The organism is Streptomyces tailanensis, assembly GCF_008386495.1.
Taxonomy (GTDB): domain Bacteria; phylum Actinomycetota; class Actinomycetes; order Streptomycetales; family Streptomycetaceae; genus Streptomyces; species Streptomyces tailanensis.
In genome coordinates this window covers 56,042-81,515 of sequence record NZ_VTHJ01000037.1, presented here as the reverse complement: position 1 = coordinate 81,515, position 25,474 = coordinate 56,042, and the positions used below count along the sequence as shown (strand labels likewise).

The 25,474-nt window shown below is 70.6% G+C and carries 15 protein-coding genes and 1 pseudogene; 7 read left to right on the top strand and 9 right to left on the bottom strand.

Features of this window, described 5'->3' with window-relative positions; translation table 11 throughout:
- Positions 1-2 precede the first annotated feature (2 nt).
- Entirely contained in the window at positions 3-1,523 is a 1,521-nt protein-coding gene (glpK, locus tag F3T56_RS27460; protein WP_149828048.1) for a glycerol kinase GlpK, read from the top strand.
- A gap of 108 nt (positions 1,524-1,631) precedes the next feature.
- On the opposite strand, the gene F3T56_RS27455 is transcribed toward glpK, so the two are convergent.
- Genes F3T56_RS27455 through F3T56_RS27435 form a run of 5 tightly spaced genes read right to left on the bottom strand, consistent with a single transcriptional unit; the run spans position 1,632 to position 9,563 of the window.
- Positions 1,632-2,237 (bottom strand): GTP-binding protein, encoded by a 606-nt coding sequence (locus F3T56_RS27455; RefSeq protein ID WP_149828047.1) that lies wholly within the window; start codon positions 2,235-2,237, stop codon positions 1,632-1,634.
- Complete coding sequence (locus F3T56_RS27450; protein ID WP_149828046.1) at positions 2,218-5,835, bottom strand: hydantoinase B/oxoprolinase family protein; 3,618 nt, start codon at positions 5,833-5,835, stop codon at positions 2,218-2,220. Before F3T56_RS27450 ends, F3T56_RS27455 begins: the two co-directional genes overlap by 20 nt.
- A gap of 24 nt (positions 5,836-5,859) precedes the next feature.
- Entirely contained in the window at positions 5,860-6,255 is a 396-nt protein-coding gene (locus tag F3T56_RS27445; RefSeq protein ID WP_149828045.1) for a DUF742 domain-containing protein, read from the bottom strand.
- Between the two features lie 9 nt (positions 6,256-6,264).
- Complete coding sequence (locus tag F3T56_RS27440) at positions 6,265-6,702, bottom strand: roadblock/LC7 domain-containing protein (RefSeq protein ID WP_149828044.1); 438 nt, start codon at positions 6,700-6,702, stop codon at positions 6,265-6,267.
- Positions 6,699-9,563 carry a sensor histidine kinase gene (locus F3T56_RS27435; RefSeq protein ID WP_149828043.1) on the bottom strand — a complete coding sequence of 955 codons (2,865 nt, stop codon included), beginning with the start codon at positions 9,561-9,563 and terminating at the stop codon, positions 6,699-6,701. The genes F3T56_RS27440 and F3T56_RS27435 overlap by 4 nt, the downstream gene beginning before the upstream one ends.
- Positions 9,564-9,983: 420 nt before the next feature.
- Between F3T56_RS27435 and F3T56_RS27430 the strand changes: the two genes are divergently transcribed.
- From F3T56_RS27430 to F3T56_RS27415, 4 genes are all read left to right on the top strand, one after another.
- On the top strand, positions 9,984-10,532 hold the full coding sequence (locus F3T56_RS27430) for a hypothetical protein (protein WP_172639163.1): 549 nt from the start codon (positions 9,984-9,986) through the stop codon (positions 10,530-10,532).
- 319 nt (positions 10,533-10,851) lie between these two features.
- A complete protein-coding gene (locus tag F3T56_RS27425) occupies positions 10,852-12,318 on the top strand; it encodes an aldehyde dehydrogenase family protein (RefSeq protein WP_149828041.1) in 1,467 nt (488 codons plus the stop codon).
- Positions 12,319-12,384: 66 nt separating this feature from the next.
- The gene (locus F3T56_RS27420) at positions 12,385-13,977 is read left to right on the top strand and encodes an APC family permease (protein WP_149828040.1); all 1,593 of its coding nucleotides are present in this window, start codon (positions 12,385-12,387) and stop codon (positions 13,975-13,977) included.
- Positions 13,978-14,032: 55 nt separating this feature from the next.
- Positions 14,033-15,583 (top strand): GMC family oxidoreductase, encoded by a 1,551-nt coding sequence (locus F3T56_RS27415; protein WP_149828039.1) that lies wholly within the window; start codon positions 14,033-14,035, stop codon positions 15,581-15,583.
- A 91-nt stretch (positions 15,584-15,674) separates the two neighbouring features.
- Here the strand turns inward: F3T56_RS27415 and F3T56_RS27410 are convergent, their stop codons facing one another.
- From F3T56_RS27410 to F3T56_RS27395, 4 genes are all read right to left on the bottom strand, one after another.
- Positions 15,675-20,342 carry a hypothetical protein gene (locus F3T56_RS27410; RefSeq protein ID WP_149828038.1) on the bottom strand — a complete coding sequence of 1,556 codons (4,668 nt, stop codon included), beginning with the start codon at positions 20,340-20,342 and terminating at the stop codon, positions 15,675-15,677.
- Positions 20,343-20,388: 46 nt separating this feature from the next.
- Positions 20,389-21,279: a hypothetical protein gene (locus tag F3T56_RS27405; protein WP_149828037.1), complete on the bottom strand. Its 891-nt coding sequence runs from the start codon at positions 21,277-21,279 to the stop codon at positions 20,389-20,391.
- 121 nt (positions 21,280-21,400) lie between these two features.
- Positions 21,401-22,924: a hypothetical protein gene (locus F3T56_RS27400; protein WP_149828036.1), complete on the bottom strand. Its 1,524-nt coding sequence runs from the start codon at positions 22,922-22,924 to the stop codon at positions 21,401-21,403.
- A gap of 140 nt (positions 22,925-23,064) precedes the next feature.
- The gene (locus F3T56_RS27395) at positions 23,065-23,763 is read right to left on the bottom strand and encodes a GntR family transcriptional regulator (RefSeq protein ID WP_149828035.1); all 699 of its coding nucleotides are present in this window, start codon (positions 23,761-23,763) and stop codon (positions 23,065-23,067) included.
- Positions 23,764-23,897: 134 nt separating this feature from the next.
- Here F3T56_RS27395 and F3T56_RS27390 point away from each other — a divergent pair, with 134 nt between their 5' ends.
- Positions 23,898-25,217 carry an MFS transporter gene (locus F3T56_RS27390; RefSeq protein WP_149828034.1) on the top strand — a complete coding sequence of 440 codons (1,320 nt, stop codon included), beginning with the start codon at positions 23,898-23,900 and terminating at the stop codon, positions 25,215-25,217.
- Positions 25,214-25,456: pseudogene (locus F3T56_RS27385) on the top strand (hypothetical protein); the annotation flags it as partial. The gene F3T56_RS27390 and the pseudogene F3T56_RS27385, both read left to right, overlap by 4 nt.
- Between the last annotated feature and the right edge of the window lie 18 nt (positions 25,457-25,474).

Here is a 25,474-nt window from a genome sequence, read left to right as displayed (position 1 = left end):
TCATGCCGGACAACGCCCAGAAGTACGTCGCCGCCATCGACCAGGGCACCACCTCGAGCCGTTGCATCATCTTCGACCGGAACGGCGCGATCGTCGCCGTCGACCAGCGGGAACACCGCCAGATCTTCCCCAAGCCGGGCTGGGTGGAGCACGACGCGACCGAGATCTGGTCGAAGGTGCAGGCGGTGGTCGCCGGGGCGATCGCCAAGGCGGGCCTGCGCGCGGACCAGGTCAGCGCGCTCGGTATCACCAACCAGCGTGAGACGACGGTGCTGTGGGACCGCGCCACGGGCAAACCCGTGCACAATGCGATCGTCTGGCAGGACACCCGTACCTCCGCGCTCTGCAACGAACTCGGCGGCTCGGACGGGCAGGATCGTTTCCGTGAGCAGACCGGTCTGCCCCTGGCGAGCTATTTCTCCGGTCCGAAGGCCGCCTGGCTGCTCGACAACGTGCCGGGGCTCAGGGCCCGAGCCGAGCGCGGCGAGATCGCCTTCGGCACGATCGACTCCTGGCTGATCTGGAACCTGACCGGTGGCGTCGACGGCGGCCGGCACGTCACCGACGTCACCAACGCCGGGCGCACCATGCTGATGAACCTGGAGACCCTGCAGTGGGACCCATCGATCCTCTCGGCGATGAACGTCCCGCAGGCGGTCCTTCCGGAGATCAGGTCCTCCGCCGAGGTGTACGGCACCGCCGTGGGCCAGCTCGCGGGTGTTCCCGTCGCGTCGGCGCTCGGCGACCAGCAGGCTGCGGTGTTCGGACAGGCCTGCTACGACGTGGGCACCGCGAAGAACACCTACGGCACCGGCAGCTTCCTGCTGCTCAACACCGGGAACCGGCCCGTGCCGTCGAAGAGCGGGCTGCTCACCACCATGGGGTACAAGATCGGCGGTGAGGCGCCGGTGTACTGCCTGGAGGGGTCGATCGCGATCACCGGCGCCCTGGTGCAGTGGTTCCGCGACCAACTCGGCATCATCCGTACCGCCGATGAGATCGAGACCCTGGCGGCAAGCGTCGACGACAACGGCGGGGCGTACATCGTGCCCGCGTTCTCCGGTCTGTTCGCGCCCTACTGGCGCTCCGACGCGCGCGGCGTCATCACCGGGTTGACGCGGTACGTCACGAAGGCCCATCTCGCGCGCGCGGTCCTGGAGGCGACGAGCTGGCAGACGCGGGAAGTGGTGGACGCCATGTTCCAGGACTCGGGGGTGCACATCACGACCCTCAAGGTCGACGGCGGCATGACCAAGAACAACCTGCTGATGCAGCACCAGGCGGACGTCCTCGACGCGCCGGTGATCCGGCCCAAGGTCTCCGAGACGACCTGTCTGGGAGCCGCGTACGCCGCCGGGCTCGCGACCGGGGTGTGGAACGACCTCGACGAGCTCAAGTCGCACTGGCAGAAGGACGTCGAGTGGACGCCGGCCATGGAGGCCTCCGTCCGCGACCGCGAGTACCACAACTGGCGCAAGGCGGTGGAGAAGAGCTTCGGCTGGCACGAGGACGACGCGAGCTGAAAACAAGGTCCACGCGCGCGTACGGGTCGTTTCCGCGGAGCGGGCTCCACACGCGCGTGCCATGAAGCCACGGCCCGTACCCCTGTCGGCGGGGGTACGGGCCGTGCTTCAGGTGGTGACCGCCTGGCGGTGCTCCGCCGCGTACGCCATCGCGTGGCGGACGACGGCGACCAGGACCTCCTTGACGGACTCCCGCTGACGCGCGTCGCACAGCACGACCGGCACGTCGGGGTCGAGGTCGAGGGCCCGGCGGACGGTTTCGGGCGGGTAGCGCGCGGCGTCCTCGAAGCAGTTGACGCCGATCACGAAGGGGATGGAGCGCCGTTCGAAGTAGTCGACGGCGGCGAAGCAGTCCTCCAGGCGGCGCGTGTCGGCGAGCACCACGGCGCCCAGGGCGCCGGTGGCCAACTCGTCCCACAAGAACCAGAAACGGTCCTGGCCGGGGGTCCCGAACAGGTACAGGACGAGGTCCTCACGGAGGGTGATACGCCCGAAGTCCATGGCGACGGTGGTGGTCGACTTGCTCTCCACACCGCTGGTGTCGTCGAACGGGCGGCCCGCCTCGGTGAGCACCTCCTCGGTACGCAGCGGCTTGATCTCGCTGACCGCGCCGACACAGGTCGTCTTGCCCACGCCGAAGCCGCCGGCCACGAGGATCTTGAGCGTGACGGGCTCGACCGGAGGTTTGCCGCGCTCAGTGCGCCCGAGGATCATCGGTCTCTTCTCCTGCTGGATGGTTGTCGCGCGACGGTGGACCGTAGCCCCCGCCGCCCGGGGTTTCGATGACTAGTACGTCGCCGGGGCCGACCTCTGCCGAATCACTTCCGCCGAGTTCCACGACGCTGCCGTCCGCGCGCTCCACCCGGTTGGCGCCGAGGGCTCCGGGTGCGCCGCCGGCCATGCCGTAGGGCGGGATCCTACGGTGCTGCGACAGCGTGGAGACGGTCATCGGCTCGTGAAACCGGATGCGGCGAACGGCCCCGTCGCCTCCGCGCCACCGTCCCGCGCCGCCGCTGCCCTGCCGGACGGCGAATTCGTCGAGCAGGACGGGCAGACGCCACTCCAGGACCTCGGGGTCGGTGAGCCGGGAGTTGGTCATATGGGTCTGTACGACGGGTGCGCCCGGGAAGCCGTCGCCCGCGCCGGAGCCGGAGGCGACGGTCTCGTAGTACTGGTGGCGTTCGTTGCCGAAGGTGACATTGTTCATGGTGCCGGACCCCTCGGCCTGGACGCGCAGGGCGGCGTAGAGGGCGCCCGTGATGGCCTGTGAGGTCTCGACGTTGCCCGCGACGACGGCGGCCGGGGGTTGGGGGGCGAGCATCGAGCCGGGCGGGACGACGATGTTCAGGGGGCGCAGGCAGCCGTCGTTGAGCGGGATGTCGTCGGCGACGAGGGTACGGAAGACATAGAGGACGGCCGCGTTGACCACCGCGAAGGGGGCGTTGAAGTTGCCGCTGAGCTGCGCGGAGGTGCCGGTGAAGTCGATGGTCGCGGAGCGGTTCTCGCGGTCCACACGCACCTGTACGCGGATGACGGCGCCGGAGTCGGTCGCGTAGGCGTACTCGCCGTCGTCCAGGGCGTCGATGACGCGGCGGACCGATTCCTCGGCGTTGTCCTGGACGTGCCTCATGTAAGCCTGGACGACGTCGAGCCCGAAGTCGTCGATCATGCGGGCGACTTCGTCGACGCCCTTCCGGTTGGCCGCGATCTGGGCGCGCAGGTCGGCGAGGTTGGTCTGCGGATTGCGGGAGGGGTACGGGGCCTCGGTGAGCAGGCGGAGGGTTTCCCGCTCGCGGAAGCGGCCGTTCTCGGCGAGGAGCCAGTTGTCGAAGAGGATGCCCTCCTCGTCGATGGTGCGGCTGTTCGCCGGCATGGAGCCCGGCTGGATGCCGCCGATCTCGGCGTGGTGGCCGCGTGAGGCGACGTAGAACAGGACGCGGTCGCCCTCCGGGGCGAAGACCGGGGTGATCACCGTGACGTCGGGCAGGTGGGTGCCGCCGTGGTACGGGTCGTTGACCGCGTAGGTGTCGCCCGGGCGCATGGAGGTGCCGCGTCGGCGGATGACCTCCTTGACGCTGGTGCCCATGGAGCCCAGGTGCACCGGGATGTGGGGGGCGTTGGCGACAAGGTTGCCGTCGGGGTCGAAGAGGGCACAGGAGAAGTCGAGGCGCTCCTTGATGTTCACCGACTGGGCGGTCGACTCCAGGCGGGCGCCCATCTGCTCGGCGATCGACATGAAGAGGTTGTTGAAGACCTCCAGCAGAACCGGATCACTTTCCGTGTCGATATCGGAACTCTCCGTGACTGCCGCGCGTTCCATGACCAGATGCCCGTCGTGGGTCGTCGCGGCCCGCCAGCCGTCGTCGACGACGGTCGTCGCGCCGACCTCGGTGATGATCGCGGGGCCGGTGACGGTTTCGCCGGGGGGCAGTCCCTCACGGCGGTGCAGTGGCACGTCGAGCCAGGCGCCGCCCGTGTGGAGGCTGACCGTCTCCGGGGTGGTGGTGCGGCCTTCGTAAGGGGCGAGGGCGGAGAGATCGGGGGGTGCGGTGAGGCCGGTGGCTTCCACGGAGAGGGCTTCGACGACGATCGGTCGGTCGAGGGTGAAGGAGTACGTGGCGCGATGACGTTCTTCGAAGGCGCGCCGCATGGTGTCGGGCTCGGCGAGTCCGACACCGAGGGCGGTGTCCGTGCCGTCGTAGCGGAGTTGGGCGCGGCGGGTGACCCGGATCCGGTCCTCGGGGACGTCCTCGGCGAGGAGTTCGGCGCGGGCGGCGCCCTCCAGGTCGTCGGCGGTGCTCTGGACGCCGGGCATCGAGGCGGGCTCCAGCGGCACCTCCACGGACTGTTCACGCATGGCGGTGGTGTCGGCGAGGCCGATACCGAGGGCGGAGAGCACCCCGGCCATGGGCGGGACGAGGACCGTGCGGATGCCGAGCGAGTCGGCGACCATGCACGCGTGCTGGCCGCCCGCACCACCGAAGGTGGTGAGTGCGTAGCGGGTGACGTCGTGACCCTTCTGGACGGAGATCCGCTTGACCGCGTTGGCGATGTTGGCGACGGCGATCTGCAGGTAACCCTCGGCGACTTGCTCGGGCGTGCGGTCGTCGCCCGTGTCGGCCCGGATCTGGCGCGAGAGGTCTGCGAAGCGGGTCCGGACCAGGGCGTCGTCGAGCGGTCGGTCGCCGTCGGGACCGAACACGCTGGGAAAGTGGGCGGGTTGGATGCGGCCGAGCATGATGTTGGCGTCGGTGACCGTGAGCGGGCCGCCGCCCCGGTAGCAGGCGGGGCCGGGGGACGCGCCCGCCGAGTCCGGCCCTACGCGGTAGCGGGAGCCGTCGAAGTGCAGGACCGAGCCACCGCCCGCGGCGACGGTGTGGATGTCCAGCATGGGCGCCCGCAGTCGTACGCCCGCGATCTGTGTGGTGAAGACCCGCTCGTACTCGCCCGCGAAGTGCGAGACGTCGGTGGAGGTGCCCCCCATGTCGAAGCCGATGACGCGGTCGAAGCCGGCGAGTTGCGACATACGGGCCATGCCCACGATGCCGCCCGCCGGCCCGGAGAGGATGGCGTCCTTGCCGCGGAACTGCCCGGCTTCGGCGAGCCCGCCGTTGGACTGCATGAACATCAGCCGTACGCCTCGGAGTTCGTCGGCGACGTGGCGCACGTAGCGGCGCAGCACGGGCGACAGGTAGGCGTCGACGACGGCCGTGTCACCCCGGGGGACGATCTTCATCAAGGGGCTGACCTCGCTGGAGAGCGAGATCTGGGGGAAGCCGATCCGGGCGGCCAGCTCGCCGACCGCCTGTTCATGGGCGGGGTGGAGGTGGCTGTGCATGCAGACGACGGCCACGGCACGGATCCCGTCGGCGTACGCCTGATGGAGCGGCCCCGCGAGGGCGTCCAGGTCGGGGGCGCGCAGCACCGTGCCGTCGGCGGCGATGCGCTCGTCGACCTCGACGACACGCTCGTGCAGCAGCTCGGGGAGTTCGATCTCGCGGGCGAAGATGTGGGGCCGGTTCTGGTAGGCGATGCGCAGAGCGTCGCGGAAACCGCGGGTGATGACGAGGAGGGTGCGCTCTCCCGTGCGCTCCAGGAGGGCGTTGGTGGCGACGGTGGTGCCCATGCGGACGGCCTCGATGGGGGCATCGGAGCCGTCGAGGAGTTCACGAACGCCGGCGACGGCCGCGTCCGCGTACCGCGCGGGGTTGTCGGAGAGGAGCTTGTGTGTGAGCAGGCGGCCGTCCGGGCGCCGTGCGACGACGTCGGTGAAGGTGCCGCCCCGATCGACCCAGAACTGCCAGCCTGTCACGTATCCACTCCGCTTCCGCGCTGCTCAGAGCGCCCGGAGGCCGTTGATCACGTCGCGCAGAATACTCTCGTCCACCAGCTCGGCAGGCGGTACGGGACGTGTCACGTGGACCATTTCCTCGTCCACGAGGTCTCCCACGAGGACGCGCACCACGCCGACGGGCAGGTCCAGCTCGGCGCCGAGTTCGGCGACCGACTGCGGGGTGTCACGGCAGAGCTCGACGATACGGACGTGCTCCGGGGCCAGCGCGTGGTCCTCCTCCGGGTCGTCGACATGCGGTTCCGTGACGACCACGGCGATCAGATCGAGGCGGTGCTGGACCGCGTGGCTGGTCCGGCCACGCGTCATCGCGTACGGCCGGACCACCGGTCCGGCCTCGTCGTCGAACCAGTGGCTTCTTCCCTGCCCGTCTCGGCTCATGCCATCCCACTACCCGCCCTGGGACACATCGGTGCGCGGTGCGGAGCCCAGATGTACGCCGACCCGCTTGACGAGGAGCGTCATCTCGTAGGCGACCTGCCCGATGTCGGCGTCGGCGTCCGCGAGGACGGCGAGGCAGCTGCCGTCGCCGGCGGCCGTGACGAACAGGAAGGCCTCGTCGAGTTCGACGACGGTCTGCCGGACGTTGCCCGCCTCGAAGTGGCGGCCGACGCCCTTGGCCAGGCTGTGGAATCCGGAGGAGACGGCGGCGAGGTGCTCGCTGTCCTCTCTGGTGAGGTCCTTGGAGACGCCCGTGGGCAGTCCGTCGCCGGAGAGCACGAGCGCCTTGCGGATGCTGGCGACGCGCTCCACCAGGTCGTCCAGGAGCCAGTTCAGGTCACCGGACATGCCGGTCGCGGTGGGCCCTTCGGCCTTCGGTGCGGTCATCGACCGTCCCCCTTCGTTCCTCGTGGTGCTGAGACGTCCTGGGCATCGTCGCCCTCGGCGTTCTCCTCGCGGCCACGCTGCCAACCGCGTTGGAGCGAGGCCATACGGCTGCGTACCTCGTCGGCATCGCGCTCGGCCGGGTCCGGTCGCCTCGCGGAGCGGGCCCTGTCGCGCTCGACACGCCGGTCGGGGCCGTCCTTCAACTGCGGGGCCAGACTGGCCTGTCGGACTCGGCGGGGCAGCGGGCTCGTAGCTGATTCTGCCTGGTCGGCCGTCGCGTCCGCGCGCGGGGTGGGCTCATCCGCGGCGATGTGCGTGGGCGTCGGGGCCGTGTCGCTCGACGCGGTCGTACGACGGCGTTGGGGCAGGACGGGGGGCTCGGTCCCACCGGGCGGCAGGGCCTCGGGGCGGTGTGCGCCCGGGAGGGGAGCGGGTCCGGTGCGGTCGGCGCCGGGACGGGCCGACGGTTCGGCGCGGTCGCGGCGCAGGGCGGTGAGCGGCCGTGTGTCCGCCGGCCCCGTTTCCCGGCTCTGCGCGTGCTCGTCGTCCGGGCGCCGCGGCCTGGAGCTCGTCACCGGGCGGCCGTGCGAGCTGACGAGATGCGGTGTCCTGCGCTGCGGCAGCGGTACGGGTCCGAGCGTCGGGTCGGGGTCGGTGAGGGGCGCCTGTAGTGCGTCTCCGTCGCGCGCCGGTTGCTGCTGCTCGTCGCCGACGCCGGTGAGGGGGCGGCCTGAGCGGAACAGTCCGCCCCGCTCGCTGTCCTCGTCGTCCAGGGCGCCCGGGAAGCCGTCGAGGGGGTCCAGGTCGACCGGTGCCTCCAGCTCCACCGGGCCGTCCAGGATGGCGGGGGACAGTCCCGGAAGCCGAACCGGCACCTGGGAGAGCGCCGCCTTGCGCTCCTCCTCGAGTTCGGCCTCCCGGGTGGGGTGGGCGCGGTCGAGGCGGAAGCCGATGCCGTTGGTGTCGGGGACGTCGTCGGTGAGCAGGGCGTCGGGGATGAAGACCACGGCCGTGGTGCCGCCGTACGGCGACGGCTGGAGGGACACACGGACCTTCTGCCGCTGGGCGAGCCGACTGACCACGAAGAGACCGAGCCGGTCGGTGTCGGAGAGCTCGAAGTCGGGGGTCTCCGCGAGCTTCAGGTTCGCGTCGAGGAGGGCCTCGGCCGCCATACCGAGACCGCGGTCGTGGATCTCCAGCGTGAAACCGTTGGCGACGCGCTCGCCGTGGACCTGTACGGCGGTGTGCGGGGGCGAGAACACCGTGGCGTTCTCCAGGAGTTCGGCCACGAGGTGGGTGAGGTCGGCGACCGCGGGGCCGGTGACGGCGACACGGGGCAGTCTGCGGACCTCGATGCGCTCGTAGTCCTCGACCTCGGCGACGGCGGCGCGGACCACGTCCATGAGCTGGATGGGCTTGCGCCACTGCCGGGAGGGTGCGGCGCCGGAGAGGATGACCAGGCCCTCGGCGTGGCGGCGCATTCGGGTGGTCAGGTGGTCCAGGCGGAACAGGTCGGCGAGTTCGTCGGTGTCGTCGGTCCGGCGCTCCATGGTGTCGAGGAGGGTGAGCTGCTTGTGGAGGAGGACCTGGCTGCGGCGGGCGAGGTTGACGAAGACCTCGGAGATGCCGCTGCGGAGTTCGGACTGCTTGACGGCGGCCTCGACGGCGGCTCGTTGCAGGGTGTTGAGGGCTTGGCTGACCTCGCCCATCTCGTTCTTGTCGTACTCCAGCCGCGGTACTTCGGTCTCCACGTCGACCTGTTCGCCCGCGGCGAGGCGGCGCATCACGCTGGGCAGCCGCACTCCGGCGGTCTCGTGGGCTTCCTGGCGCAGCCGGCGCAGATCACGGATGAGGACCCGGCCGATGCGTACGGACATGAAGAGCGACAGCAGGAGGGCGAAGAGGCCGAGGACACCTGCGATGACGGCCTTGAGAATGACGTTGGTGGCCAGGGGCCGGACCCGGTCCTGATAGCGGTCGCCCGCCTCGACGCTGAGGTCGCGGAGGTCGGAGAGCACGGGTTCCACCGCGCTGTCCCAGCTCTTCGCGGTGACGCCGCTGGGCTTGCCGGGTGCGGAGCCGCTGACGGCCTGCTCGATGGAGCGCAGGGGCGCGGTGTTCGCGTTCTTCCAGTAGCGATCGAAGCGGTCGCGCTCGGAGGCGGGCAGCAGCGGCAGGCTGATGTCGTACATCAGGGTGCGCTGGGCCACGAGGTCGGAGAAGTCCCGGATCTCGTCGCGGGTGATCCGGCCGCCGACGAGTACGGCGCTGATCAGGGCGTCCTCGCGGGAGAGGAGTTCGCGCGCACGGCCGACGTTGATCAGGGCACGGCCCTGCTTGTCCATCTCCACGTTGTCGAGGGCGGGGAGGTTGGTCAGCAGGCTGAAGCAAGGATCGACCAGGCTGTTGTAGTGGGCGAGAGCCTCGGGCACATCGACGGTGCCCTGCTCGACGGTCGTCCGCAGGGCGGGCAGGCCGTCGAGGGCGTCCAGGATCGCCGTGAGCCGCAGCGAGGTGCTCTCGCCCATCTCCTCGCGCACCGTGGAGTCGGCCGCGCGGTCGCGGAACTGGTCGACGGCCTTGTCGGTGGCGGTCCGGCTGCGTTCGAGGGCCGTGAGCGCGTCCGAGGCCCGTGGGTCGGCCAGGTAGACGAGGGTCTGGCGGCGTTCCTGCTGGAGCACACGGATGGTGTCCTCGGTGGGGAAGCCGATCTCCTCGACGATGTCCGCCACCCGGAAGAGATCGCTCGCCTCACGGCCCGTCAGCACCGTGGCGAATGTCCAGATGCCGGTCAGAGCCATCAGAGGCACGAGCAACAGCGCCACGATCTTCCGGCGGATCGATTTCCCGCGAAAGCGCATGGCCTCCCCCAGCTCGCCCCCCGCCGGCCCGGGGGTACACATGTGCGTCAACAAACGGCGAGAGCCTACTACCGACACACAGGTATCTCGAAGAGCCGTCCGAACGCACACCCCGCCGACGGCGAATCAGACGTGGGGAGTTGTCCTCTCATTGCGGGAGATTGCGTCCCGCTGTCGGGCACGTGGCCCCATCGCATCTCCTCGGTGAAGTTGGCCGGTTGGCCGGATTTTTTCGTTCGGCGGGAATCTTCGGCGTACGTCGATCGTCTTTCTGTACGGGAATGGGGGACGGAATGGGCTACAGGCCCCGCAGGCTGCCCCCAGGTGGCGTAAATCGGAGGAAGTCGGGCACCTGAGGGGGGCCGGGTCGCGTGATCCCGGTGCCGATGGTCGACCGGCGGTGGGGAGAGTGAAGTGTTGATGGGCACGGCGGAGCGGCGCGGAGCGCCCGAGGATGATGTGGTGACGCCCGAGGCGGCGCCGCGGGGCGCTCAGGCACCGGATCGCGACGTCCTGGCGGACGAGGGTGTCGCGGTGACGGAGCGGCAGCTCTCCTCCGACGACGAAGAGCGGGTGCAATACCGGCCGTTGTGGATCGAGGAGCCGGCACGCAAGCGGCGGCTGCCCGATCCGGTGCGGACGGCGGCGGTGCGCGCGGTCCTCATCATCGCGGTGACACTGATTCAGGCGATGGTGGCCTTCCTGTGCACCCTGGCCGGTTCCTGGCTGGCGTTCCCCATGGTTCTGAGCAGCGTGGCCAGCACCGTCCTCGCGACCTGGGGCGTGTTGGACGTCTGGGTGACCCGGCAGGTGTGGAAGCAACGCAACGGCGTGGTGTCGGCCCCGAGCAGCTCGGCTCGCTCGCTGCGGCGCGAACGACGCCGGGCCCGCCGCGAGGCGCGCGCGGCCGAGCGCGCGCAGGAGCGAATACGCCGACGGGGTGGGGCTGGGCAGTTGTCGCATCCCTAGGGCGCATCGGGGCCGGGCCTGCGCGCTCACTCGGCAGCAGATGCCGCGGTGCGCCGCAGGCCGAGCCGCGGCCCATGAAGCGGACGCTTTCCTCTTCCTCGAACCTCGTGCCGGACCACGTGCTCCCGCACCGTGTCTTCCCCTTGCGAGGGCCGTGTGGTCGTGGCCGTGTTGGGCGTCCGGCGTGCCGAGCCGTTCCTCCGCCATCCTTCTGACCAGGCGTGTTGACCGTCACATTTGGCATACAACGCGGTCCTCCGGTTAGGCACCCAGCCGCGAGGGCGCCCACCGCACGGCGCCGACCAGGAGGAACGAGAACATGCCCGAACTCTTCATCGGCGGAGCGTGGCGATCCGCGCTGGACGAGCGGACTCGTGAGATCCGCTGCCCCGCCGACGGCAGCCTGGTCGCGGTCGTCGACGAGGCCGGCGGCAAGGACACCGTGGAGGCGATCGCGGCCGCGCGGCGCGTCTTCGACGAGGGCCCGTGGCCCACCACCCCCGCAGCCGACCGCGGTGACCTGCTCCTGCGGGTCGCCGACCTTCTCGTACGCGACAAGGACGCGCTCGCCCGCGCCGAGTCGCTCGACACCGGCAAGCGGCTGGTGGAGAGCGAGTACGACATGGACGACATAGCGAACTGTTTCCGCTACTTCGGGCGTGCGGCCGCGGCGGAGACGGGCCGGGTCGTCGACACCGGCCAGGCGAATGTCGACAGCCGAGTCGTGTACGAGCCGGTGGGGGTGTGCGCGCTGATCACCCCGTGGAACTACCCGCTCCTCCAGACGGCTTGGAAGGTCGCTCCGGCGCTCGCGGCCGGCAACACCTTCGTCCTGAAGCCGAGCGAGCTGACCCCGCACACGGCGATCCACCTGATGCGCCTCCTTCAGGAGGCCGGGTTGCCGCCGGGCGTGGCCAACCTGGTGCTCGGCGCCGGCCCCGAGGCGGGTGCCCCGCTGGCCGACCATCCGGACGTGGACCTGCTGTCCTTCACGGGCGGTCTGCAGACCGGCCGCAGGCTGATGGCCGCGGCCGCCGGGACGGTGAAGAAGGTCGCGCTGGAACTCGGCGGCAAGAACCCGAACATCGTCTTCGCCGACGCCGACTTCGACACGGCCGTCGACATGGCACTGACCGCGGTGTTCCTCCACTCGGGCCAGGTGTGCTCGGCGGGCGCCCGCCTGCTGGTGGAGGACTCGCTGCACGACCGGTTCGTCGACGAGGTCGTACGCCGGGCCAAGGAGATCCGGCTCGGCGGCCCGTTCGACGAGCGGGCCCGGACCGGGCCGCTGATCTCGGCGGCGCACCGTTCGAAGGTCGAGGAGTACGTCGCCAAGGGGCTCGCGGAGGGCGCGGTACTGCGCTGTGGGGGCGAGCGGCCGAGCGGCGAGGCGTACGACAAGGGCTTCTACTATCTGCCGACGGTCCTGGACGAGTGCACGAGCACGATGTCCGTGGTCCAGGACGAGTCGTTCGGGCCGGTGCTGACCGTGGAACGGTTCAGCGCCGAGGACGAGGTCGTCCGGCTGGCCAACGACACCATCTACGGTCTGGCCGGCGCCGTATGGACGACGGACGAGGCCAAGGCCCAGCGGGTCGCGGCCCGGCTGCGGATCGGCACGGTGTGGATCAACGACTACCACCCGTATGTGCCGCAGGCCGAGTGGGGCGGTTTCAAGCAGTCCGGCTTCGGCCGCGAACTCGGGCCCTCGGGGCTCGCCGAGTACCGCGAGGCGAAGCACATCTGGCGCAACACGGACCCCTCACCGCAGGGTTGGTTCGCCTGAGTTTCCGGCGTTTCCGGCACCCGCGAGAGCCATTCCCCCCTCCCCAAGGCCACCAGGATTCCGCTCATGACGAAAACCGAGCAACCGACCGGACCGAAGAACACCACCGACGACGCCGAACTCGCCGAGTTCGGCTACAAGCCCGAACTGAAGCGCACCCTCGGCAACTTCCACACGTTCGCCGCCGGCATCAGCTACATCTCGATCCTGACCGGCACCTTCCAGCTGTTCTACTTCGGCTACGGCAGCGGCGGCCCCGCCTACTGGTGGTCGTGGCCGATGGTGTTCGTGGGCCAGTTCATGGTCGCGCTGTGTTTCGCGGAGCTGGCGGCGCGCTACCCCGTCGCCGGCTCCGTCTACAACTGGTCGAAGAAGATAGGCAATCCGCACCTGGGCTGGCTCGCCGGCTGGATGATGCTGATCGCCTCCATCGTCTCGATCGCGGCTGTGGCGCTCGCCTACCAGTTGACGCTTCCGCAGATCTCCGACGTGTTCCAGCTCGTCGGGGACGGCACGGGCACGTACGACGTCGCGACGAACGCGGTGATCCTGGCCGCGGTGCTCATCCTCTTCACCACGCTGGTGAACGCCTTCGGCGTGAAGTTGATGGCCACGATCAACACCGCGGGCGTCTTCATCGAGCTCGTCGCCACCGTCGTCCTCATCGTGCTGTTCGCCGTCCACATCACACGTGGCCCGCAGGTCGTCCTGGAGACCAACGGCACCGGCGCGGGGCAGCCCTTCGGCTACCTGGGCGCGTTCCTGGTGGCATCGCTGGCGTCGGCGTACGTCATGTACGGCTTCGACACGGCCGCCTCGCTCGGTGAGGAGTCGCTGGACCCGTCCCGCAACGCGCCGCGCGCCATCATCCGCGCGATCGTGGCCTCCTTCATCCTCGGTGGCCTGATCCTGCTGCTGGCGCTGATGAGTGTGTCCAGCCTGAAGGGCGAGCAGTTGTCCACGGACGGCCTGCAGTACATCGTCCTCGACGTGCTCGGCCCGACGGCCGGCAAGGCGATGCTGTGGTGCGTGCTGATCGCGGTCACGGTGTGCGCGCTGGCCGTGCACACGGCGGCGATCCGTCTCGCCTTCGCAATGGCTCGCGACAACAACCTGCCCGCGTCCTCGCTGCTGGCCAAGGTCAGCCCGCGCTTCCAGACGCCGGTGCTGCCGGCCGTGGTCATCGGTGTGCTGGCCCTGGCGATCCTGGTCGTGAACATCCGTCAGCCGCAGATCTTCACCGTGGTGACCAGCATCGGCATCATCATGATCTACCTGGCCTACCTGGGCGTCACCGTGCCGATGCTGATCGCACGGCTGCGCGGGAAGTGGCAGCCGGCCAAGGACGGCAAGTTCTCGCTGGGCCGGTGGGGGCTGCTCGTCAACATCGGGGCCGTCGTGTGGGGCGGGGCCATGACGCTCAACCTGATCTGGCCGCGGGCCTCGGTCTACAACGCGACCGCCCCGTTCCACTGGTACCTGCGCTGGGGCGCGGTCCTCTTCGTCGCGATCATCGCGGGCGGCGGCTTCGCCTACTACTGGTTCGTCCAGCGCCACAAGACAGGTGTGCTCGCCGAGCACCGGCTGGCGACCACCGATGCCGACGCCGCGCCGCCCGTACCGCCCGCCCCGCCCGTCGCCTCCTCGGCGGCCGACTGAGCGCCGGTTCCCCACGCACCGACGCAGTACAGCAATGCAAGGAGATCAACTCCCTATGAGCGCAGAAGAATTCGATTACGTCGTGGTCGGCGGCGGCACCGCGGGAAACGTGGTCGCGGCCCGGCTTTCCGAGGATCCGTCGGTCACGGTGTGCGTACTGGAGGCGGGACCCAGTGACGTCGGCGACGACGACGTCCTGAAGCTGGAACGCTGGATGGGCCTGCTGGAGTCCGGCTACGACTGGGACTACCCGGTCGAGCCGCAGGCCAGCGGCAACAGCTTCATGCGGCACGCGAGGGCGAAGGTCCTCGGCGGCTGTTCCTCCCACAACTCCTGTATCGCCTTCTGGGCTCCGGCGGAGGACCTCGACGACTGGGCGGCCGCGGGCTGTACGGGCTGGTCGGCGGCCGACCTCTTTCCGCTCTACCAACGCCTGGAGAACAACGACGCGCCCGGCGACCACCACGGCCGCACCGGCCCGGTGAAGCTGCGCACGCTGAAGGGCGAGGACCCGTGCGGGAACGCGCTGCTGGAGGCATGCGCGCAGGCGGGGATCCCGACGACGCCGTTCAACGCCGGAAAGACCGTGGTCCGGGGCGCCAACTGGTTCCAGATCAACTCCGACGAGAACAACATCCGGCAGTCCTCGTCGGTGGCGTATCTGCACCCGATCATGGGCAAGCGGCCGAACCTGGAGGTGCGGACCGGGGTACGGGCGAAGAAGCTGGTGCTGGACGGGCGGCGCTGCGTCGGTGCCGAGTATCTGGACCCGGACCTGATCCGCACCCGGACGGTACGCGCCCGGCGAGAGGTCATCGTCTCCTGCGGCGCCATCGACACGCCGAAGCTCCTGATGCTGTCGGGCATCGGGCCCGCCGAGCAACTGCGCGAGGTGGGCGTGGACGTGGTCGTGGACTCGGCGGGCGTCGGCGAGAACCTCCAGGATCACCCCGAGGGCGTCATCATGTGGGAGGCCAAGCAGCCGATGACCACCACGTCCAGCCAGTGGTGGGAGGCGGGCATCTTCTACGACACCGAACCGGGCCTCGACCGGCCGGATCTGATGTTCCACTACGGGTCCGTGCCGTTCGACATGAACACCGCCAGGCACGGTTACCCCACATCCGAGAACGCGTTCTGTCTGACGCCGAACGTGACGCGGGCGAAGTCCCGGGGGACCGTGCGGTTGCGTACGCGGGACTATCGGGACAAGCCGAAGGTTGATCCTCGATACTTCAGCCACGAGCACGATGTGCGCGTGATGGCGTATGGGCTCCGGCTCGCCCGGCGGATCGCCGCGCAGCCGGCCCTCGCCGGGTGGGCCGGGGCCGAGCTGGCGCCCGGGCCGGACGTCCAGTCTGACGAGGAACTGCTCGACTACATCCACAAGACGCACAACACCGTCTATCACCCGGCCTGCACGGTGAAGATGGGCGCGGACGACGACGCCTCGGCTCCGCTCGACGCGCGGCTGCGGGTCAAGGGGATCGAGGGGCTGCGGGTGGCTGACGGGTCGGTCATGCCGGATCTCGTCACCGTCAACCCTTGCATTACGACGATGATGATCGGCGAGAAGTGCGCGGATGTCTTGAGGGCCAGCGCCTGATAGCTCGGTCGTGGAGGCTGTGGGCGACTGCGGGTCATTCGTGGTTGATCGCGCCCCGCGGCGGAGCCGCAAATGTCACAGCCCCGCGCCCCTAAGGGGCGCTTGCAGTGGGCCTCTTGAACATTCGCGTCGCCGTGATCTCGCTGTGTGCCTCCCCTGCCTGGGGCGGCTGGGGCAGCCCCGGGCGGAGGTGTTCCTCCACGCTGATGTACTTCAGGCCGGCGCGGAGGTCGGCGTCGTTGCGTAGGCGGATGACCAGGGGGAACTCCGCCAGCGCCGTCGTGTCGAACAGGCCCGTCGTGTAGAGGAGTTGGACGCCCAGCGCGTCCGACACGGCCCGCTGCAGCTCCAGCAGGTACGTCGCGTTGGCGCGGCCGATCGGGTTGTCCAGGAACAGCGTTCCCGCGTGGCGGTGCTTGTCGCGGCCTCGGTCGTTGGAGCGGAGCGCGGCCATCGTGCAGTACAGGGCGATCGCGGCGGTCAGGAGCTGGCCGCCCGAGAAGACGTCGCCCATTTGTCCGACGGGCACGCGTTCGGCGCGCAGTACCGCGTCCGGCTTGAGGATTTCTACGGCGACGCCCTTGGGCTGGAGAGCGGCGCTGACGCCTCGCAGCAGCAGGGACATGCCGTCGCGGCGCATGTCGGAGTTCTTCTTCACGGCCGCGCGGGTCGCCTCGTCGACGACCTCGCCGAGCCGCTCGGTGAGGGTGGCCTGGTCGGGCTCCTCGAAGCGGATGCGCAGGAACTCCTGGCCGGACCACTCACCGAGTCCTTCGGGGAGGCGGGAGAGCCGCTGGGCGGACCGCAGGGTCGCGAGGGCCGACTCCACGAGTCCTCGCAGCCGGTCCACGATCGAGTCCCGGTTGCGCTCCAGCTGCGCCAACTCGTCCGTGAGGACCCGGAGTCGGGGTGCGAAGGCGTCCGCCCACTTCTGCGCGTGCTCGGGCAGCGCGGAGGCGGGCAGCTCGCGGATCTGCTGGCGGGCGGGCGTGCGGACCTGCTCGTAGCGCGTGGAGTTGGCGTGTCGTACGAGGACGTCACTGGCCTCGCGTACGGCCCCCTCGGCGGCGGAGAGGTCGGCGGCGCAGCCGCGCAGGGAACGGCGGGCATCGGCAGCGGCCTTGCGGGCCTCTTCGAGACCGCCGGGGTAGGGCTCGGGCTCCTCCTGGTCGTCGGCGGCGGTGTGGTCGCGCAGGAGGTCCCGGAGCAGGGCGGCGGTCTCGTCGAAGCCACCGGCCGCGTCCTCGGCGGCGCGGTGGGACTCCAGCAGCTCGGCGTGGGCCTCGCGGGCCTGGGCCAACGCCTCGGTGCGGGAGGCGAGTTCGGCGGTAGCCGTGCGCAGCAGCGCCTGCGCGTGGTCGGCGTCGCGCGGGAGCAGTTCCTCGGGCAGCTCGGTGTGTGCCTCGCCGTCCTCGGGGGCGTGCCGCTCGGCCTCGCCGCGCAACCGCCCGAGCTGCTCGCTCGCGGTGGACACACGGGTTTCGAGGAGCTGTACGAGTTCCTCGGCACGGGCGGCCGCCGCCTGCCGGGACGGCCCGTCGGAGCCGTCGGGCGACTGCAACAACTGTTCCGCGCGGTTGCGGACCTTGTTGGTCAGCCGGTCGAGTTCGGCGATCGCGGCGCTCTCGTCGCTCTCGGCCCGGGCCTGCTCGGCGCGCAGATCGGCGCCGACGCCGACCTTCTCGTACACCTGGGAGGCGGCGCGGTATGCCTCGCGGAGGGCTGCGAGGGGCTGCTTGGGCGTGTCGGAGTCGGTCTCCGATACGTCGTCGGGGGCGCCCGCGATCTCCGCGCGCTCGGCGCGCAGCGCACGCGCCGTGCGGCGGGCGTCGTCGGCGGCACGCTGGGTGGCGCGGCGGTCCTCGTCGGCGGCGCGGGCGCGCTCCAGGCAGGTCTGGGCGCGGGCCTCGGACTCGGTGGCCTCGTCGGCGAGTTCGCGGAGCTTGGCCTGCCAGGCGGCGCGCTCACGCAGCCGGAAGGCGAGTCCGGCGAGGGCGTCGGCGGCGCGCCGGGCCTTCTGTGCGGCCTCCTGCCGTTCGTCGCGCACCTGGGCCGCCTCGGCCGCCGCCTCCTCGGCCTCGGCGCGTACGGTCCGCGCCTCCGCCAGTTCGGCCTCGGACTCCTCGGCGAACGCACGGGTCTCCCGCGCCGCCGTGGCCAACTCGGTGAGCCGCCCGGCCGGGCATCCCGTGCGCCAGGAGGCGAGCCGGGCGACGAGCTCCCGGTCCTTGCCGAGCCGTGCCGCGAGCTGCCGGATCTCCTCGTCCCGCTCGGTCGCCCGCGCACGCAGCGCCTGCCGCTCCTCGTCGGCGGCGTGCTCGTCGTGCATGGCCGGGTTCGGCGGTACGAGGAAGACGTCGCCGTCTCCGGAGTCCTCGGGCGGCGTCGGCGCCAGCAGGGCCGCGGCTGTACCGACGGCCACGGCGGAGCGCGGAAGCAGTGCGGCGTCACTCAGCGCCTCGCGGGCCCGGGCGTGCGAGTCCGGGTCGGTGATGATGACGCCGTCGACCAGCTCCGGCCGGGCGGCGAGCACGCGCGCGTGGTCGGCGGGGTCCACGGCCTGCGCGAGGTAGCGCCAGCCGGGGAGGGCCGGGATGCCGTGCTCGCCGAGGAACTCGACGGTCGCCAGGACGTCCGGGCCCGGCGGCAGCAGCCCGCCGTCGCCGAGGGCGCCCAGGATGCGGGAGTCGTCTGCCGCGGCGGTGCGCAGCTCGAAGAGATGGCGCTCGGCGGACGACACATTCTCGTCGAGCAGTTCGCGCAGCTCGTCGGCGAAGCGGTCCAACTCCTCGGGGGTGAGAGGGCCTTCGCCACTGTCCTGGGCGTCGCTGCCCTGGGCGTCGCTGTCCCGGGCATCGCCCTCCGCGGTGGCGCCGTCACGCCGCGGTTGCGGAATCGCCCTGCGCGCGCCCTTGCCCCCGAGGCCCAGTAGCTCGACCAGCCGCTCCTCCCCCGCCAGGGCCTCGGCAGTGCGCCGCTCCCCGTCGTACGCGCGCTCGGCGGCGATCGCCGCGTCCGCCGCGCGGGCGGCCGTCAGCTCGGCGCGCGACTCGGCGGAGGCCGCCTCCCGGGCGTGCTCGGAAGCGCGTCGTGAGGCCTCGCGCGCGGTGTCCCAGGCGGCGACGGCCGTCTTCTCGGCGTCGCTGGCGGCGAGGGCGGCCCGGGCCGGGTCGGCATCCGGCGCGCTGTCGTCGAGCCAGCCCGCGCGGACCGCCTCGGCGGTCTCCTGTTCGACCTCGCTGAGCCGCTGCTTCAGGTGCCCGATCTCGCTGCGGGCGCGCTGTGCCTCGGTGGCGGCGGCCGTCGAGTCCCGGTACGCGGTCTCGCCGACCTCCTGCAGGGCGGCGGACCGCTCCTCCCCCTCGTTGGCGAGGTTCTCGGCGCCGTCGGCCGCGGCGTGCAGGGCGCGTACGAGATCGACGGCGGCCTTGGCGCGGGCGGCCAGCGCCGGGGCGGCGTCCCGCTCGGCCTCCTGGATCGCGGCGGCGACACGCGCGACCCGGTCGGCGGCGGCCCGGTGTCTGAGCACGGCCTCGGCGGCCTGCCAGGCGGAGTGCAGGGTGCGCGCGTCGGCCAGCTCTCGTTTCTGCGCGGCGGCGGACTTCTCGGCGGCGGCCAGCGCCAACGAGGCGTGCCGGTAGGCGAGTTCGGCCGCGATCAGCGCGCTGCGGTCGCGGGCGGCCTCGGTGTGCGTGACCGCGTACGCGGCGGCGGTGACCCGCTGGGCGAGGTCGGTGCCCCGCACCCGTTCCTGCACGGCCCGCGCGGACAGCCGCCGGGCCAGGGTGCGGGTCCGCCGCTCGGCGCCCGCGTGGATGTCCCGCGCCCGCGCCCGGGCCTCGGCGGCCTCGACGATCCGCCCGAGCAGATCCACCGACCCGGCCGTGAAGTCCCGCTCGGCGATCAGTTCCGCCCGCCGCCCCAGCTTGTTGCCGAAACCGCCGACCAGGTCTGCGAGCCCGTCCGTGTCACGCGTGTCGGTGACGGCCCGCAGCAGCAGGTCGGTGAAGTCGGAGTCCTTCTTCACCGCGAACAGACCGGCGGCCTCGCCCTCGTCGGCGTTCATCTCCCGCTGGTAGCGGAAGAGTTCGGGGTCGAGACCGAGGTCCGTCAGATGCTCGTTCCAGCGGTCGTGGATCTCCTCCCAGTGCACTTCGAGGTGCGGATATGCCTTCCCGGCCTCGGTGAGGGCGTCCCGGAAGCCCTTCATGGTCCGCCGCCGCCCCTGCGCACCGGACGCGCCCTCCACGGGCGGCCGTACGGCGGTGGACTCGGCGACGGGAAGGTTGTCCAGGCTCAGCCCCGGCCCGGGCCGGAAGGAGTACCAGGCCTCGGCGAACTTCCTCGGATCGTTGGAGACCTGCCGCCCCCGCCACTCACTCAACTTGCCGACTACGACACACTCACCGGTCAGCGTGTGCTGCCACTCCAGGGCGACATGCCCGCAGTCGTCCGCGAGCAGGAACTTCCGCAGCACACCGGAGCTGGCGCCGCCCAGCGTGTTCCGGTGACCCGGCAGCATCACCGAGAAGATCAGCTTGAGCAGGACCGACTTGCCGCCGCCGTTCTCCAGGAACAGCACACCCGCGGGTGCGGGCCGGCGCGGCGGCCCCGTGGGCTCCTCCTCGAAGAACTCCGCCTGCTGCGGCGCGGGGTCGGGCACGGGCTCGCCCACACCCCTCAGGTCCAGCACGGTGTCGGCGTAACGCGCACCGGCCGGCCCGATGGAGTAGAGGCGGACCCGGGACAACTCGTACATGGCGGCGGACTTTCGCGGTCGTAATGGTGGTTCGTGAAGTCGGATGTCAGGAGGAGTGGGACGAGTGGAACGGCAACCCGGCGTCGGCCACCAGCTCCAGATCCTCGGTGTCCTCGGCGGGCAGCAGTGTCGCCGTGCCGTCGGTCACCGGGACGATGCCCAGCTCCAGCAGCTCGGCCATGGCCGCACTGCCCGCCATGTCCCGCACCTGGAGCTGATAACGGGCGGTCGTCCGGTACGTCCCCCCGTTGTCGTCGCCCGTGCGCTGCAGGAACCCCGAGTCGGTGAGGAAGCCCACCGCCTTGCCGACGATGCCGGTGGTCGACCCCGCGAGGCGACGCGCGTCCTTGGTGGCCCCGGTGGAGCTGCGTCTCGCCCAGATCCGCCAGGCCGCCTCCAGCCCCGGTGCGTCGCTGGCCGGGTCGGTGTTCTGCCCCTGCTCCTCGGCCCGTTCCTCCAGCCGCCTGCAGGCCTGCCGTACGAAGGCGTCCACCCCATTGACCGACACCCGCCCTATGTACCCGTCGTCCGCCAGATCCTCGGGCCGCGGAAACGCCATGGCGGCAACGGCGAGATGCGCCAACCCATGCAGAAACCGGTCCACGGAATCGGCAGAGGTCCGCCGGGCATAGTCCCCCATCCGCACGGCGAACACGGAGTCCTCGGCGGCGGTCACCGCCATCCCGGCCCGCGGCGAAACCTCCAGCACCACGAGCCCGAGCCCGGTGGCCACGGCATCAGCGAGCCGAGCGAACGCCGGGTCCTCCCGATACCGCCGCAGCAACTCCCCGTACTCCTGATCACGGGCGGGCTGAAGCTTGGGCTGAAGCCCGAAGGCGACGAGCCGCGCCGCGTCAGCGGCGTCGGCAGGAGTGACGGCAGCAGCCACCGGAGCGGCGACGGCTTCCGGCTCACTCCACTCGACGTGCTCGCTCACGGCAAAAACTCCTTGATCTTGGAAACAGGGGTGAGTGCAGCAATGCCAGGGGCGCGGGGAACTGCGCGACAAGCCACGGATTGGCCGCAGTCAAACGACGACCGAGAGTCCAACGGCGCTGTCACGCAGCCTCCCTGTCCGCCGCCATCCCGGCCGAATCCAACAACGCCATCCCCACGATCAGGTCGGCCCCACCGAACTCCGGATCATCCAGCTCCGTCCCGTCATCCACAGCAAAGAGCAGCTTCTCCTCCCCCTGCCGATAAGCCGTACCGACCGGCGGACTGGCCGCATGCACAGCCAACAACGCAAGCAGGTAAGGCAGTTCGGGATCCAATCGCCGCGCGTCCGCCAACAATCCCGACAATCTCCGTGGCGCATCCGCAGGCAGATCCAGCAACCGCATCGCCGCCGCCAGCTGCTCCTCACTGAACCGGCTGTCATCCGGCGTGGCGATCAGATCCGGCTCCGGCATCTCCGCCCCGAGATGCTCCCGCTCCACCGGCGGCGTGAACAGCAACTCGACAAGGTCCCCGACCCGCACGGACCCCGGCGTACGCAACCCGGTCCCGCGAGAGAAGAACGCGGCGGTCACTCGCCGAGCCTGCTCCACCGGCAACGGCAGCAGCGGCGCGATCAGGTGCCCGTAGAGATCTATCCCCGACGTCGTCATCGGCGTGGCGAAGGCCTGCCGGTCCTGCTCCGCGCGGAACAGCGGCCCGGCCTCCAGCAGCCGCGACTGCAACTGCGTGTGCCGCCGGATGCAGTCCTTGACGATGTCCACCAGCTCGGCGGCGCGCCGCTTCTGTTCGGGGTCCTCGGACTCGTCCCGGGCCTTGCGGATGTTCGTGAGGATCGCGTTCTCGTGGCGGTACCGGTCGGCGACATGGTCGAGCGCCTCGGCGATCATGTCGGGCACGGCCTGGAGCCAGTCCACCGCGCGGACGTTGCGCCGGGTGGCGTCCAGCGCCTTGCGCAGCGTCTCCGAGTACTGCACGGTCCGGTACCGCGCCTGCTCGGCGGCGAGCTGGGCGTCGGCGAGCCGGCCCCGGCTGATCAGCACCTCCAGCTTGACCTCGGCGGCGATCTGGGCGCTGGTGACATCGGTGTCGAGGGCACCCACGAGGACGTTGACGGCCTCGTCGGTCGTACGGAGGTAGACGCCGCCCCCGTATCCGGGGACCTCTTCGATCAGCTTGAAGTCGTAGTCGCGGCGCACATAGGTGCCGTCCGGCGCGAACGTCCCGTACACGGCCCGGAAGCCGCGGTCGACGCTGCCGACGTTGATCAGGTTCTCCAGGACCCAGCGGGCCACCCGCTCGTGCTCCTCGACGGGCCGCGTCGGGGCCTGGGCGGCGATGCGCGGAATGAGCCGGGCGACGATCTGGTCGTGGTCCGCGCCCGTGTCGAAGTCCATGTTCAGTGTGACCAGGTCGATGGCGGCGAGGGCGACCTCGGCCATCCCGTACACCGAGTACTCACCCGCGAGGTTCGCCTTGCGGGCGTCCAGGTCGTGCAGCGGCGCGGTGCAGGCGAGCGCACGCAGCCGCCGCGCCAGTCCCTCGTCGGCGGCCGGGCCCAACGCGGGGCGCGGCCCCGCGCTGAACTGGGGCGGAACACTGTCCGTCGATACGGGTGAAGTCACGGTGCACAGATTAGGTGCTGGGTCTGACATCGCGCTCCGCTGGGAGAGCTGGGCGACTGCTGGTCGCCTTTCGGGTGCGGGTCGTCCGTGGCTGATCGCGCCCGCGCGGCGGAGCCGCAAATGTCACAGCCCCGCGCCCCTTACGGGGCGCTGTCCCTCACCCTTCGCCCGTACACCTCCACCAACCCCTTCAGCGAGTCGTCGAGATAGACCGCCAGCATCCGCTCGGCCTCATCCCTCTCCCCCCTCTGAAGCGTCTGGAGGATCAGTACGTTTCGCGCCAGATACGGCTCGTATAGTTTGCGCGGATTGTCCACCACGTGGAATGCCAGCCGAAGTTCGGCGAAGACGCTGCGCATCAGTTCGTCGGTGCGGGCACTGCCGGCCAGAGCCACGAGTTCGCGGTGGAAGTGGATGTTGGCTGTGGACACACCTTTCCAGTCGTTCTCGCGCGCCGCCCGCTGCCCCTCCTCGACGGCTTCGGCGAGCCCGTCGAGACCGTGCGGCGACGCTCCGAGCCCGCGTACGACGGCGCACTCGACGAGGCGGCGGGTGCGGTAGATGTCCTCGACGTCCTCGACGGTGAGCACGCGCACGAAGACGCCGCGGTTGAGCTCGTGCACGAGCAGGCGTTCGTGGGTGAGCAGGCGGAACGCCTCGCGGAGGGTGTTGCGGGAGACACCGAGGGCGCCGCCGATGCTGTCCTCGGACAGCCGCGTGCCGGGCAGGAAGAAGCCCTCGGCGATCCGGCTCCGGAGGATGTCCGAAACCCGCTCGGCGGTGCTGGTGCGCCCGAGGAGGGCTCGATCGTCGGCAAGATCCGTCAATTCGGCGGTCATGCCGGAATTCAACCGCAGACACAAGAACGAAACAACATAGGTATTGAGGGATCGTTCAACAATCCTCTACCTTGCTGGACAGTACGGCACGGCTCAGTCCTGAAGCACCCTCCGTCCCTCACTGCGAGGTGCCCATGAGCACGACCCCTCCCTCCCCAGCGCCGACGACCACAGCCCTGCCCAAGTCGGGCGAACAGGCCCCGGACGGCGGCGCGTTCGGCTGGCTGCGCGCACTCGGGCCGCAGGGCCGCCGCGCGTTCGGCGGCGCATTCGGCGGCTATGCCCTCGACTCGTACGACTACTTCACGTTGCCGTTGAGCATGGTCGCGCTGGCGGCCTACTTCGGCCTCGACAGCGGCCAGACAGGCCTGTTCACCACGGTCACGCTGGTCGTCTCGGCGATCGGTGGCGCCGCCGCGGGGGTGCTCGCGGACCGGATCGGGCGGGTGAAGGCGCTGATGATCACCGTGGCCACGTACGCGGTCTTCACGGTGGCCTGCGGCTTCGCGCCCAACTACGAGACGCTGCTGGTCTTCCGGGCCCTTCAGGGGCTGGGCTTCGGTGGTGAGTGGGCGGTCGGCGCGATCCTGGTCGCCGAGTACGCGAGCGCCAAGCACCGGGGGCGCACGCTCGGCGCGATCCAGAGCTCCTGGGCCGTCGGCTGGGCGCTGGCCGTGATCGTCTACACCGTGGTGTTCTCCCTGGTGGACGACGACCTCGCCTGGCGCATCATGTTCTGGACCGGCGCCCTGCCCGCGCTGCTCGTCGTCTGGGTGCGCCGTCAGGTCAAGGACGCCCCGGAGGCAGCCGCCGCCCGCGAGAAGAGCACCGAGAAGGGCTCTTTCGCCGCGATCTTCCGGCCCGGCACGGCCACCGCTCCCGGTCTGCTGCGTACGACCATGTTCGCCGTGCTGCTCTCGACCGGCGTCCAGGGCGGCTACTACACGCTGGCGACCTGGGTTCCGACGTACTTGAAGACCGAGCGCAACCTGTCCGTCGTCGGCACGGGCGGCTACCTCACGTTCCTGATCTCCGGTGCCTTCATCGGCTACCTCACCGGCGGCTATCTGACCGACCGGCTGGGCCGCAGGCGGAACATCTGGCTCTTCTCGGTGCTCTCGGCGCTCTGCATCCTGGCATACGCGAACATCCCCAGCGGCGCCAACACCCTTCTCCTGGTGCTCGGTTTCCCGCTCGGGTTCTGCATGTCGGCGATCTTCAGCGGCTTCGGCTCGTACCTGAGCGAGCTGTACCCCTCGGCCGTACGCGGCACCGGGCAGGGCTTCACGTACAACACCGGGCGCGCGGTGGGCGCCGTCTTCCCGACGACGGTCGGTTTCCTCGCCGACAGCTGGGGCGTGGGCGGCGCGCTGATCTTCGGCGCGATCGGCTACGGCCTCGCGGCAGTGGCGCTGCTCGGTCTTCCGGAGACGCGCGGAAAGGAGCTCGTGTGAACCACGCGACCACCACCCATGACCGTCCTTCGGCCCTCGTCCATGACCGTCCCCTGGCCCTCGTCGACCCGCACGCGCACGCGCGGACCCCCGACAAGGCTCGCGCCCGGTTCCGTTCGGGTGTGTCGGGTTCCACTGCCGGGGTCGCCGCCGGCCACACCCAGGCGAACCTGATCTCGGTGCCCGCCGACTGGGCCTACGACATGCTGCTGTTCTGCCAGCGCAACCCGAAAGCGTGCTCACGAACATGGTCGAGA

Excerpts from the sequence above, each read along its gene's own strand:
- F3T56_RS27455 (WP_149828047.1), bottom strand. The coding sequence starts at position 2,237 with ATGATCCTCGGGCGCACTGAGCGCGGCAAACCTCCGGTCGAGCCCGTC.
- F3T56_RS27430 (WP_172639163.1), top strand. The coding sequence starts at position 9,984 with ATGGGCACGGCGGAGCGGCGCGGAGCGCCCGAGGATGATGTGGTGACG.
- F3T56_RS27415 (WP_149828039.1), top strand. The coding sequence starts at position 14,033 with ATGAGCGCAGAAGAATTCGATTACGTCGTGGTCGGCGGCGGCACCGCG.
- F3T56_RS27420 (WP_149828040.1), top strand. The coding sequence starts at position 12,385 with ATGACGAAAACCGAGCAACCGACCGGACCGAAGAACACCACCGACGAC.
- glpK (WP_149828048.1), top strand. The coding sequence starts at position 3 with ATGCCGGACAACGCCCAGAAGTACGTCGCCGCCATCGACCAGGGCACC.
- F3T56_RS27435 (WP_149828043.1), bottom strand. The coding sequence starts at position 9,563 with ATGCGCTTTCGCGGGAAATCGATCCGCCGGAAGATCGTGGCGCTGTTG.
- F3T56_RS27440 (WP_149828044.1), bottom strand. The coding sequence starts at position 6,702 with ATGACCGCACCGAAGGCCGAAGGGCCCACCGCGACCGGCATGTCCGGT.
- F3T56_RS27445 (WP_149828045.1), bottom strand. The coding sequence starts at position 6,255 with ATGAGCCGAGACGGGCAGGGAAGAAGCCACTGGTTCGACGACGAGGCC.
- F3T56_RS27390 (WP_149828034.1), top strand. The coding sequence starts at position 23,898 with ATGAGCACGACCCCTCCCTCCCCAGCGCCGACGACCACAGCCCTGCCC.
- F3T56_RS27425 (WP_149828041.1), top strand. The coding sequence starts at position 10,852 with ATGCCCGAACTCTTCATCGGCGGAGCGTGGCGATCCGCGCTGGACGAG.
- F3T56_RS27410 (WP_149828038.1), bottom strand. The coding sequence starts at position 20,342 with ATGTACGAGTTGTCCCGGGTCCGCCTCTACTCCATCGGGCCGGCCGGT.
- F3T56_RS27395 (WP_149828035.1), bottom strand. The coding sequence starts at position 23,763 with ATGACCGCCGAATTGACGGATCTTGCCGACGATCGAGCCCTCCTCGGG.